The organism is Acinetobacter sp. ANC_7503 (assembly GCF_056780035.1).
Genome location: NZ_JBWYJA010000006.1, coordinates 1 through 12,440, shown reverse-complemented (window position 1 = coordinate 12,440; position 12,440 = coordinate 1). Strand labels below are relative to the sequence as shown.

General features: G+C 37.9%; 10 protein-coding genes. 4 read left to right on the top strand and 6 right to left on the bottom strand.

Going from position 1 to position 12,440, the window contains the following annotated elements:
• The first annotated feature begins 31 nt into the window (after positions 1–31).
• Together dinB and AC1M9M_RS08075 are read left to right on the top strand one after the other, a co-directional pair.
• On the top strand, positions 32–1,093 hold the full coding sequence (gene dinB, locus AC1M9M_RS08080) for a DNA polymerase IV (protein WP_481596088.1): 1,062 nt from the start codon (positions 32–34) through the stop codon (positions 1,091–1,093).
• Between the two features lie 364 nt (positions 1,094–1,457).
• Positions 1,458–1,811, top strand: coding sequence for a RidA family protein (locus AC1M9M_RS08075; protein WP_481591509.1), 354 nt, complete (start codon positions 1,458–1,460; stop codon positions 1,809–1,811).
• Positions 1,812–1,855: 44 nt separating this feature from the next.
• Here AC1M9M_RS08075 and AC1M9M_RS08070 read toward each other — a convergent pair whose 3' ends face one another.
• Both AC1M9M_RS08070 and AC1M9M_RS08065 read right to left on the bottom strand, forming a co-directional pair.
• A complete protein-coding gene (locus AC1M9M_RS08070; protein ID WP_092767397.1) occupies positions 1,856–2,401 on the bottom strand; it encodes a DUF2726 domain-containing protein in 546 nt (181 codons plus the stop codon).
• Between the two features lie 427 nt (positions 2,402–2,828).
• The gene (locus AC1M9M_RS08065) at positions 2,829–5,225 is read right to left on the bottom strand and encodes a YgiQ family radical SAM protein (protein WP_035268131.1); all 2,397 of its coding nucleotides are present in this window, start codon (positions 5,223–5,225) and stop codon (positions 2,829–2,831) included.
• 326 nt (positions 5,226–5,551) lie between these two features.
• Between AC1M9M_RS08065 and AC1M9M_RS08060 the strand changes: the two genes are divergently transcribed.
• Entirely contained in the window at positions 5,552–6,577 is a 1,026-nt protein-coding gene (locus tag AC1M9M_RS08060; RefSeq protein WP_481596087.1) for an alpha/beta fold hydrolase, read from the top strand.
• A gap of 489 nt (positions 6,578–7,066) precedes the next feature.
• Positions 7,067–7,609 (top strand): type 1 glutamine amidotransferase domain-containing protein, encoded by a 543-nt coding sequence (locus AC1M9M_RS08055; protein ID WP_481596086.1) that lies wholly within the window; start codon positions 7,067–7,069, stop codon positions 7,607–7,609.
• 40 nt (positions 7,610–7,649) lie between these two features.
• Here the strand turns inward: AC1M9M_RS08055 and AC1M9M_RS08050 are convergent, their stop codons facing one another.
• The 4 genes from AC1M9M_RS08050 to AC1M9M_RS08035 form a co-directional block, all read right to left on the bottom strand.
• Positions 7,650–7,961, bottom strand: a complete 312-nt coding sequence (locus tag AC1M9M_RS08050; RefSeq protein ID WP_481596085.1) for an ankyrin repeat domain-containing protein — start codon at positions 7,959–7,961, stop codon at positions 7,650–7,652.
• 61 nt (positions 7,962–8,022) lie between these two features.
• Positions 8,023–9,057 (bottom strand): YaaC family protein, encoded by a 1,035-nt coding sequence (locus AC1M9M_RS08045; RefSeq protein WP_481596084.1) that lies wholly within the window; start codon positions 9,055–9,057, stop codon positions 8,023–8,025.
• A gap of 128 nt (positions 9,058–9,185) precedes the next feature.
• The gene (locus AC1M9M_RS08040) at positions 9,186–10,535 is read right to left on the bottom strand and encodes an aromatic acid/H+ symport family MFS transporter (RefSeq protein ID WP_481596083.1); all 1,350 of its coding nucleotides are present in this window, start codon (positions 10,533–10,535) and stop codon (positions 9,186–9,188) included.
• A 372-nt stretch (positions 10,536–10,907) separates the two neighbouring features.
• Complete coding sequence (locus tag AC1M9M_RS08035; RefSeq protein ID WP_481596082.1) at positions 10,908–12,158, bottom strand: esterase-like activity of phytase family protein; 1,251 nt, start codon at positions 12,156–12,158, stop codon at positions 10,908–10,910.
• Positions 12,159–12,440: the final 282 nt, after the last annotated feature.

Here is a 12,440-nt window from a genome sequence, read left to right as displayed (position 1 = left end):
AATTAAGGCATCTCATGATTGATTGAACATTTTGCGAAAGATAATTCATATCGATATGGATGCTTTTTACGCTTCTGTGGAGCTTAGAGAGCGTCCAGAATTACAACACTTACCTGTGGTCATTGCATCTCATCACCCACGAGCCGTCGTTGCAGCAGCATCATACCCAGCTCGTGAGTATGGCTTACGTTCGGCCATGTCGATGACACAAGCCAAAAAACTTTGCCCACAAGTGATCGTCATTGAGCCAAATTTTTCTAAATACCAACATGTGTCAGCCCAAATTCATAAGATATTTCAAAAACATACCAGCATCATCGAACCCTTATCGCTGGATGAAGCATATCTAGATGTCACTGAAAATTTACAGCAGATCCCAAGCGCTACTGAAGTTGCGATGCATATTCGTGATGAAATATTTCAGCTTACTGGATTGACCGCCTCAGCAGGCGTTGCACCAAATAAGTTTTTAGCCAAAATTGCATCTGATTGGAATAAACCGAATGGCATTTGTGTGATCAAACCCAATCAGGTGCAACAGTTCATCTATGATCTTCCACTCAAAAAAATCCCCGGTGTAGGTAAGGTCACACAGGAAAAATTAAAAGCTTTGCAACTCGAAACACTTGGGGATTTACAGCAGGTCGAAGAAAACTTTCTCACTCATCATTTCGGAAAATATGGCAAACAATTATTTCTCTATGCTCAAGGGATCGATGAGCGACCTGTTCAAAGCGAACGCCAAAGACAGCAAATTTCTAAAGAAACCACGTTTGATGAAGATCTTTTTTTAAACCAATGTGATCAATTTTGGACTTCACTGCTTTCTCGTGTTTGGCAAAATCTTCAAAACAAGGAAATGATCGCTAGAGGTATCAGCGTCAAACTCAAACTTAAAAATTTTCAAGTTTTACAACACTCTAAAAGCTTTAAACAACCTTTCAATCACATAGAGGATTTGCAACTTGCACTCAAATTATTGTTAATGGAAATGAATATTCCTGATGAATATCAGTTTAGACTCATTGGTGTTGGGGTGTATCAACTTTCAGAAAAACAACAAGACACGCAACTCAATTTATTCGGATTGTAAATTTCGTCTAGTTTTCATGCAAAAGAATAAAATTAAGTCAATTTTTTTCGCCTTTTTTTCCTTTTTAGAGTAATCTAATCGCGCAATACATTTACCCATGTGTCTGCTGAGATGTTGTTAGAAGACCTATATCTAACACATTTGTCCTGTGATTGGCGTGACAATCCATCCGAATATTACAGGGCACTCTAATCTGAATGGGTACAATGTCTTTTTCCTCCAAATATTTCTGATCTCCTCCCATAAAAATAAACTTTCAGAGATACAGCAATTAAACCGAATTCATAGTTCCACTTACCCTATACTTTCTAAATCCTATACGGCATTTCATAATCTATATTTATATCTATAAGGGATGAGCTTTATGTCTGTTCAACGTTTACACGTTCAAAAACGTTTTTCTGAGGTTGCTATTTTTGGTCACTTCGTTCATCTGGCAGGTCAGTTAGCAGAAGATACGTCTCTCGACATTCGTGGACAGTCACAACAAACCTTTGACATTATTGACCGTTTATTGGCTGAAGCAGGTACAGATAAAAGCCATATCATGTCTGTGACAATTTATCTAAAAGATATTGACAAAGATTATGCAGCATTCAATGAAGTTTGGGATGCATGGGTTTCTGATATTCAAGCTCTACCGCGTACATGCGTAGAGGCTAAACTGTATCATCCCGATGTTCTTGTTGAGCTAACGGTAATTGCCGCGAAACCTTGATAAAAAAAAGCATGCCTGAGCATGCTTTTTTATTTCAAAGATGATTAGCTAAATGCGCGAATATCTGCCAATCGCCCAGCACTATACTTTTCTAATTTATGCTCAATCACGGATTCATCTCCCCATTCAATTGGCATATCCTCAGTGTATTCATCCAAAAAATCACGTCTTAACTGCACATATTCTGGGACAGCATGGTAAGAGATCACTTTGTATCCCGCGGTTTCAAGTAATGCATTTTGAAACTGTAAAGTATGTCCACGTTTGAATGAAAATTTATCTTCTAAACTGACAATGGCAAGAACTTTACAATCCTTATTCATCACCACAAAATCAGCAAACATTGACTCATATTTACGGCGTGTACGCGGTAACTTTGTGGTCAGTAAGGCGTCAAAAGAGACATGTGCCAAAATATGCGCATTTGGCATGATTTCTTTAAGACGATTGAAAGTTACTTGCTGATAGGGGCTAAACACTGCTCTTTGACGGAGCATGCTATCAGAGGGTTGTTGATGCTTTAATCCTTTATAAGCAATGAACAACACCACAGCGAGTATGATCACACTCGCGATGATCATGATATCCATGACTAGTATCCTTATTTGAATTCTTATCGTTAATTTCTTTTTTAAACTACTTCAAAAACACAACTTTTATTATTGTTTCATTATGCTGATGTTATACATCGCATAGTCCAAGTGAAAAGCGCTTCAGACCAAGCTTATATTAAACATGTTCTGCACTTATTGGCTATAGTTTAAAACATGAACCACATCACACTATTACATAATTGTTGGACAATGATGAAAATTTCATTTGAAGATAATACAATATCACCTGAAATGAAAAACTCAAAACCTCACTAAACTACTAATTTAAATGATTATTTTAAAATAAAAAAGAGACTTACCCAAATCAAGCCCAATATTCCGATAAAATGAGCATCATCAAAAATATTGTATAGAAAATGTTCAAAAAAGGACGCCGCAGCGTCCTTTTGAAAGAAATTATCATTTATGCACGAGACTTGGGTTTGGATTTACCCTTAGGTTTCCCCTCGCCAAAAGGTTTTTTGCGATCTCCAGTCTCACGTGGTGGCAAACCAGTGTGCTGTGTCAAGATTTGGCCTTTCTTCGGACGATTATTTTGTCCTTGTGATTGACCACGATTAGCGGTTTGACCCGTACGTTTTTGTGAATCACCTGCAACAGTTGAATTTTTCTTACGTGCAGATTGATATTGACCATCCGTGCCCTGAGGCTGATACGTCGGAATCAAATGTTGCTTAGAATTACCAATTAAGTCCTGACGACCCATTTCTTTCAAAGCTTCACGCAGTAAAGGCCAGTTATTTGGATCATGGTAACGTAAGAAAGCTTTATGTAAACGGCGGCGTTTTTCACCTTTTACAATGTCGACATCTTCAGTATAACGTGCCACTTTCGCAAGCGGATTTTTACCGGTGTAGTACATGGTGGTCGCAGTTGCCATTGGTGATGGATAGAAGGTTTGTACTTGGTCAGCACGGAAACCATTCTTTTTCAACCAAATTGCAAGGTTCATCATGTCGTAATCGGTTGTACCCGGATGCGCCGCAATAAAGTAAGGAATAAGATATTGTTCCTTACCTGCTTCTTTACTAAAACGATCAAACATTTGCTTAAAGCGGTCATACGTCCCAATACCCGGCTTCATCATTTTATTGAGCGGGCCTTTTTCGGTATGTTCAGGTGCAATCTTTAAGTAGCCACCGACATGATGCGTGACTAATTCTTTGACATATTCAGGGTTCAATACTGCAAGGTCATAACGTAGACCCGAACCGATCAAAATCTTTTTAATACCTGGTAAAGCACGAGCTTTACGATATAACTGCGTAAGAGGTGCGTGATCAGTATGCAAGTTTTGACAAACACCTGGGAACACGCACGATGGCTTACGACAGTTCTTTTCAATTTCTGGATCTTTACATGCCAAACGATACATATTGGCTGTCGGACCACCTAAGTCCGAAATAATACCTGTAAAGCCTGGCGCCGTATCACGAATCTTTTCAACTTCACGTAAGATCGATTCTTCAGAACGGTTTTGAATAATTCGACCTTCATGCTCCGTAATCGAACAGAAGGTACAACCACCAAAACAACCACGCATGATGTTCACGGAGAATTTGATCATGTCAAACGCTGGGAAACGCGCATCTCCATAAGATGGATGTGGTAGACGTGCATAAGGCAAGTCGAACACATAATCCATTTCTTCTGTGGTTAGTGGGATTGGCGGTGGATTAATCCAGACATCACGCTCACCATGCTTCTGCACGAGTGCGCGCGCATTCCCTGGATTGGTTTCTAGATGCAAAATACGGTTTGCATGGGCATATAGCACTGGATCATTGGCAACTTCTTCAAAAGAAGGCAGACGAATCACAGCCAATTCACGTGGTGGCAATTTATGTTTAATCGCCTTAGATGATGGCTGTAACTGCACGATTTGCGTATCTGCATCCAAATTGTCGCCTTCACGAACAATCGGATTGCTAACCACTTCTTTTTGGAAATTCTGATACTGCGTTAAGCTGTTGCCTTTGTCTTTCTCAATTTCACAGCCATCAATATCTTCGGTCATCACATATGGATTGATGATTGGATCAACACGGCCTATGGTATCGACATCATTTGATGCGATCTCAACAAATTTAGCTTTCGCTGCACGGTTATGCTTATTAATAATAAATGCAGTACCACGAACATCAGTAATGTCTGTAATTTTTTCGCCTTTGGCTAGACGGTGCATCACTTCAATGATTGAGCGTTCACCATTACCATACATCAATAGATCTGCTTTTGAATCCATTAAAATAGAACGACGAACTTTGTCAGACCAATAGTCATAATGCGCAATACGACGTAATGAGCCTTCGATACCGCCTAGCAGAACAGGAACATCAGGGAACGCTTCACGACAACGTTGACAATAGACTGTTGCTGCACGGTCAGGACGTTTATTCGGTTGGTTATCTGGAGAATAAGCATCATCTGAACGGATCTTACGGTCAGCCGTATAACGGTTGATCATAGAGTCCATGTTACCTGCCGATACGCCCCAAGCAATATTTGGTTTACCAAGTACACGGAATGCTTCAACATTCGTCCAGTCTGGTTGGGCAATAATACCAACACGGAAACCTTGCGCTTCAAGCACACGGCCAATGATACCGGTTACAAATGATGGATGATCGATATAAGCATCACCACAAACAAAAATAAAGTCACAACTATCCCAACCGAGTTGGTCCATTTCCTCGCGTGACATCGGCAAAAAAGGCGCGGGTTCAAAACAAGACGCCCAATATTTGTCGTAATCAAACAACGCTTTTGGCGCAGTCTGAGCGGTATAAGCAGTAGACATGGCTAGCAATTCTCGGCTGGCAGATGGAAGATCAAAAATTAGATCAAAGATGAAAGCCGATCATTTTACCATGAATTCAACTCAACTTGCTTGATTAAAAAACAATCAAATACAACTGCTTAAATTTTCTATTCATCACTGATGACCTAAGACCTAGTTGTGTACACTTAACATACAACCAAATCTAAACAAAAAATAATATGCATTTAATTTCAGTAACTTGAGCTTAGCAATTGACTCGATTCCTTTACGACTGATGATTTGGGTAATAAACAAAGTTGCTTTTCATTTTTATAGTGTTTGAAAAAAACGAAAGGCGTTTAATCGTGCTCAAAATAATACTCACAACCGTTGCCACCATGATGGCTTTATTAATTTCCAATTTGGCTTGGACTCAAACTAAAATTCCACAGTCTTACCAGCAACAAGCAGCTTGGCAACAATTACAACAAAGACTCCCTTCGAAGTTTCGTATCAATGACCAAAACAAAGCACATGAGTACTACTGGAGTTGGAATGATTACCGTGTACATGTCGATGCTTATCCCAATACTAAAGCGCCAGCCAAAGTCATTTTATTACATGGCGTAGGTACAAATGGTCGTCAGATGAGTTTAATTCTTGGGCGTCCACTTGCCCAAAAAGGGTATGAAACCTTCGCATTGGATTTACCCGGTTATGGTCTGACACAATATCCTTCAAAAAAAGAAATTCGTTATGATCATTGGGTGAAATTGGTCAATGATTTTGTGAACGAACAAGCGCAAAAAGATGATCGTCCTATTTTCCTTTATGGACTCTCAGCAGGTGGAATGCTCACGCTACATGTGGCCATGCAGAATCAACATGTCGATGGCATCATCGGAATGACGTTTCTCGATCAAGAATTTAAAGACGTTCAAAAAGGAACTATGCGTTTTAGTGCTCTAAGCCCTATTCTTTTGCCAAGTATGAAAGCAGTAGCGCATACCCCTTTGAAGCAAATCACCTTACCTATGTCCTTGGTTTCAAAGATGTCAAAACTCACCAATGACCCTGAAGCCTTACGCATCATGTTGGCAGACAAAACATCTGCAGGTAATAGCATGAGCGTTGAATTTTTAAACAGCTATATGCATTACCAAAAACCATATCCTTTGACTCAGTTTAATCAAGCACCTGTGTTACTGACTCAACCTGAACAGGATCAATGGACTCCTTTAAAATTGAGCCAACCTGTTTTGAAACAGTTGAAAGTACCTTATCGTGTGATGAGTTTACAAAATGGCGGGCACTACCCTGTTGAGCAACCTGCATTAGATCAGCTGGTAAAATACAGTGATCAATTCATTCGTGAAAATTTACAACGCTAAATTGATCTATTGAACGATAAATGAATCACTTAGATTGTTTTGTAAGCATTTTCCTACAATCATCTCTTCCATTGTCGGCTATGCATATCAACGACACTGCACTATTCTTAAACCATCAGGAAACAGGAAGTTTCCCAAACAAAAAACAACAATAATAAGTTTGAGCATCAGGACGTGAGGTACGACAGGAGTTATACCTAAAAGCAGCCGATACGAAGAAAAGCCCATCAGGAAGATGGGCTTTTCTTTTTCTTAGACGTAGAATTTTTTAAGCACACTACACGTTGTCACGCTTGTAAAACAATTATTCATCATGCTTTTTCGCTTTCACAACACTTTCATGCATTCCATTTGTTAGTTTTAAAGTGTGTCACGCAACAACTCTGACTGTAATTTCCAAAGTGCAAGCAACTTATGCTGTTCCTACAATACGGAATAGCCTAGTGCAAACGGCTTGCATACAAAATTTTAAAGATTGAGGATGTGAACATGGCAAAAGCTTTATTTATTACTGCAAATTTTGGTGTTGAAAAAGATGAATTAATCAAACCCTTAGCATTTTTAAAATCAAAAGGGATTGAAACCTATCATGCTGCTGAAGAAAAGAAATCTGTTCAGACTGTGGTTGGGGATCAAGAGCCTTCTGATCAAGTTCAACCTGATTTAAGCTTCGATGAAGTCATCGCAAATGACTATGACATCCTGATTATTCCTGGGGGAACGGTGAATGCGGATAACTTGCGAATTCATCCACAGGTTCAAAAAATGATTCAAATTTTTGCTGACCATCAAAAACCAATCGCAGCTATTTGTCATGCACCTTGGACATTAATTGATGCGCAACGTATCAAAGATAAAAATCTGACGTCTTATAAGTCAGTAAAAATTGATTTAGAAAATGCAGGCGGTAAATGGGTCGATGAAGAGGTGCATCGTTGTAATACTGGCGGTTGGCCGCTCATTACTTCACGTTGTCCTGATGATATTCCTGCATTTAATGAAGCCATTTATAAAGAATTGACGCTGTCTTAAACGATTAAAACCCCTTTTTAGGGGTTTTATTTTGTATGTTTTACAGACTTTTTAAGTAATCTACGATTTCTTGCTCGCCTGCCATTTCAGCGAGTTCTAATGCAGTAAATTGACCTTTGTAAGCAACATTTGCACCTTTTGCGACTAGCAGTTGTACTACATCTAAGTACCCATTCTCTGCGGCTGCTTGAAGTGCGCTATAACCTTCATCATCAATTTGGTTTACATCAGCTCCGTTGTTTAAAGCTGTTTCAACTTCTGTGATTTCGCCTAATGAAGCCCAATAGATGAGTTCAGGAAGATGAAGTTCATCATCATCTTCAGGGATTGGGGAGATAGAGTTGAATTGCATATTTATCTTCCAAGATTTTTTAAATCTTCTATAGCTTTGTTAAGAATATATCAGACTTTTATCAATTTCTTTTAGGTAACATAAATTCATATCCAGTAATTTCCGAAGATATTTCATCGATAAATTGAGAAGATGAACATGTAATAAACTCCGATAGAAGCCAGTTGTGCTGACAATCAAAATGCTTTGATAATTTATCTGGGCTATAACGCGCTAGTTCAGATAGTCTATGCATTGCTGCAAAAGTTAGAGTTATATTTCCTCTACTTATAAAATTATTAACATTTGTTCTTTTTATATACCATAAACGATTAACTCCATTAATATACATTACATGTTTCCTAATCTTCGGGTGATATGTATTTATATATCTTGCAAGACTTCCATCTTTTTGTGCCTTGCCACTTGTTTTCCATCTAAATCTATTCTTGAATCTAATAATAGATTTATTAGGCATAGATATCTCTTTTTCAAAGAATTGTGACAATTTCTTATAGGTATGGGCATTATTATAATTATCGGATAGCTCACAGCAAAACCACGCTTCAGAAGTACTAGTCGACTTCACTATCCTAGGATTAAAAATAGGAATAAACAATTCAGTTTGAGACGGAAAAGTATGATTATATGCTCTGTGAATAAATGGCAAATTATAAAGAATATCCTTCAGACTGTACTCGCATCGAGTATTTGATTCACCAAGATGAGAGGATAAAGCTGGTAGTATTCCACCTAATTTAAATTTTACTATTTCATTACTTAAAGCAGTATGTCCTGATCTAGAATAGCCAGTAACACCATGGGAATCACTAAATCCTACTCCCTTACTTAATAATAATGCTTTGGAAGCATTTAAAAAACAATAATAAGCTGTAAGTGGTGAAGATGTTGAAGGCAAATTTAATGTTGCATAATAGAAATTTTTTGCTTGATTCCAGAAAAATCTTGCATCTTTTTTATTATGTCTATTCAACCACAAATCCACAAACTCCCATGTATCAGTAACTAGTACTGATTTGCTATCAAAATTTGGATTCTTAACTGCTTTATGTACAGTTAAGTTTTTTTGTTTATATTTTATTTCCTTAAAACTCATGTATTTCCCACAATTTTATTTCACTATTTTTTTAACTGATGCTTAAGACTATAAGAAATTGAGATAATTTAAAAATAAAATAAAAATTACAAAGCCCCCTTACGGAGGCTTTTAAATCATTCAATTATTTAAGCTTTGGCAATACTTGGCTGACTTGAACCAATCTTTTCAGCTTCACTTTCATTCATAATCAGAGCCACTGCAATTGCGGTAATCAACACAGGTAAACCTACTGCCATAAAGTTAAAATGCGCTGGTAAGTTCATCCCTAGTAAGCCACCAATCAAGATCGGACCTACAATTGCTCCCATACGACCAATCGCAGATGACCAGCCAATCCCTGTTGAACGAACTGCCAATGGATAGTACTGAGCTACGTAGCTATATAACAACATCTGTGAACCAATCGATGCAGCACCTGCCAAGAACACCAAGATGTAAAGTAACAGCATATTCGACTGGAAGCCCATTAAGCTCATCACAATCGCACCCATTAAACCTAAGAACATCAATACAGGTTTTAAATGGTAACGGTCTGCCAAGATACCACCGCCAACGATCCCCACTACCGCACCAACATTCATGACCATCATGAACATCAAGCTATTATCCATTGAGTAGCCCGCAGCCATCATCAATTTCGGTAACCAGCTGCTGAGAGCGTACATGGTTAATAAGCATGTAAAGAATGCAACCCAGAACAACAATGTATTTACAGCGCGACCACGACGGAACAAGCTGACAACAGTTGCCGATTCAGGCTCATCTACTTGATCAAGCTCGAAAGTTGTATCTTTCTCAACTTTTACTTTAGGTTCAATCTTCGCCACAATTTGACGAGCTTCTTCCTGACGATTTTCTTTTACGATGAAAGTTAAAGATTCAGGTAAGAATTTCCAAATAATTGGAAGTAAAAGTAATGGAATACCTGCGATAAAGAACATGATTTCCCAACCAAAACTTGGTGTAAACCATGAACCTAATAATGCAGCCATCACACCACCTACCGCATAACCACTAAACATAGTAGTTACCAAGGTGCTACGCATTTTTTGAGGTGCATATTCTGAGGTCAAAGCCACGAGGTTTGGCATAACACCACCAATCCCTAAACCTGCCAAGAAACGCAAAATACCGAACTCAGTTGGATTGGATGCAAAACCACCCGCAAAGGTTAATCCACTGAATAAAATAATACAGATCATAATGACTTTTTTACGGCCAATCTTATCTGCTAAAGAACCAAAAATCATTGCGCCAAACATCATCCCTGCAAGTGCAGTACTTGCGAGCATGCCTGCTTGAACAGCACTTAAACCCCATTCATCCATCAATAATGGTAAAACTACGCCATTAATTGCTAAGTCATAACCATCAAACAGGATAATGAGTAAACACCAAGCGACAACATTGAAGTGAAATGGTGTGAATTTAGCATGGTCAATAATTTTATTGACGTTCATTGCTTGCTGTGACATTCCTCACCTCCTGTGAGAGATCGTATTTCAATAATCTTTAAGCACGATCCAACCAACTTTGAATTTAATTGTTGTGAGCGACGCATCAAAATCGTGTGCTTAAAGTCTGTGAGGTAAATTTCACATAATTCTGTGTTAATAAAAATTGAACGTTAGTCTAAAATCCAATCAAAATTAGGCTTTTTATCTAAATATCGCATTAGACCAAAGTTAGTTTGACTTATGAAAATCAGTGTTTCCATCATTTTATTGGTGAGTAATGATGATATCTCGCTCAAATACGAATTTATTAAAGTACTTATTTCATTATGATATTTTTCACTTAATTTAATAAAAAACCTCATAGATCAAAATCCATGAGGTCTCGAACAATTAATATAACTTTTTGTCTAATTTAATCTGAATAATTTCATTATCATCTGCAAGTTTTGCATTACGTCCACTCGAACCAGGGAAATTATTGTCATTCAACACTGTGATTAAATCAGGTCCTTCAATCACAATATCTTCAATGGTAAAGAATGGAAAACCGAAACGCTCACCCGTCATAATATCGCCCTCACGTGGCGTACCATATAATAGATTTGGATTCGCAATATCCATTAAATTGACCAAGTCAGTCTTATTAACCAACTGCTTCGGTTCATTCAGTTGTATGCGAACTAATTTCTTGAAACCACCAATATTATTTTCAGAATCATCGCGCTCAATCACAACACCTTCATTTTGACTAAATAACTGGAAATCACCAATTGCTGTTGCTTTAGGGTCGAGCTCAAAATAGTAATGGTCATTTGTATATGCTTTTTTAGCAATATCAAATTTTGAAATTAATAAATGTCTTTGCACATTCTTGCTTAATGGTTTTTCCAGCATTGGATATAAATATTGACCATCTGGAGAAATAGCCATGCCTTCAAATCCACCACTTCTTTGCACGAGCGCATTTTCTATTTCAGCCGCACTTTGATGAAGTTGATTTTGTGGAGATCGAAGCTCCTCTCCTTCTTTTTCAGGATGAGGCAATGCAATCGGAGCACTCTTTAAAACACCATCAGCACTAAAATGCAGTAAAAATGGACCGAATTCATCTCCTATCCAAATATCGCCATTTTTATCACGCTGTATAGATTCCGGATCAAAATCAGCACCTGTTAAAAGGCGTTCTGGCGTACTCTCATTGACAATTTTGAACGGTACTAACTTATTCGGATCACGAAGCTGTATATGAGACAGTACTTTAACGTTATTTGAGTTGGTCTTAGCAGTTCTAAAATCTACTGAAATATTATAAAGACGTAATAGGTAGTCTGCTGAGTTATCTTGTGCCCCAAATCCATTATCAGACATTACAAGATACGTTCCATCAGCATTTTTTAATGCCCCAGAAAATCCTTGAACTGGCTGACCTTTAAATGGTGGATAAATACCATTTGCACCTTTAACATAAAGTCCCGAATCTGGTCCATCGGCATAGGTAGCTACATCAAGCTTTGCAAATGAAACAAGTGTAGGTTCCTTTATCTGATTTTGTTGATCTGAGGTGATCTTATCATCAGAATCATTACAACCGCTAAGGGCTAAAAATGACAATAGTACTGTGCTTAAAAGTGTCTTGTTCATAAATCCATATGTATCACTTAATTAAGGACTCATGATTAAACGGCATGATGGTGTCATTCCTCTGACAGATCAATGAAGATTTGATGAAGGCTTTTATTATTAGTTCCTCACTATATAAAAATCTTTATCAGTGAGTTCTAAAATACATTTCCCTTTATATTTGTATTTATATCTTTATTTCAATTTTTCCACATAAAAAAACACCCCCTTCTATTGAAGGGGGTGTTTAGAATAATGAGCTGGCGATGACTTACTCTCACATGGGTAACCCCACACTACCAT

Coding starts and splice junctions, on each gene's coding strand:
- AC1M9M_RS08055 (WP_481596086.1), top strand. CDS start 7,067: ATGGCAAAAGCTTTATTTATTACTGCAAATTTTGGTGTTGAAAAAGAT.
- AC1M9M_RS08045 (WP_481596084.1), bottom strand. CDS start 9,057: ATGAGTTTTAAGGAAATAAAATATAAACAAAAAAACTTAACTGTACAT.
- AC1M9M_RS08035 (WP_481596082.1), bottom strand. CDS start 12,158: ATGAACAAGACACTTTTAAGCACAGTACTATTGTCATTTTTAGCCCTT.
- AC1M9M_RS08075 (WP_481591509.1), top strand. CDS start 1,458: ATGTCTGTTCAACGTTTACACGTTCAAAAACGTTTTTCTGAGGTTGCT.
- AC1M9M_RS08040 (WP_481596083.1), bottom strand. CDS start 10,535: ATGTCACAGCAAGCAATGAACGTCAATAAAATTATTGACCATGCTAAA.
- AC1M9M_RS08065 (WP_035268131.1), bottom strand. CDS start 5,225: ATGTCTACTGCTTATACCGCTCAGACTGCGCCAAAAGCGTTGTTTGAT.
- AC1M9M_RS08050 (WP_481596085.1), bottom strand. CDS start 7,961: ATGCAATTCAACTCTATCTCCCCAATCCCTGAAGATGATGATGAACTT.
- AC1M9M_RS08070 (WP_092767397.1), bottom strand. CDS start 2,401: ATGGATATCATGATCATCGCGAGTGTGATCATACTCGCTGTGGTGTTG.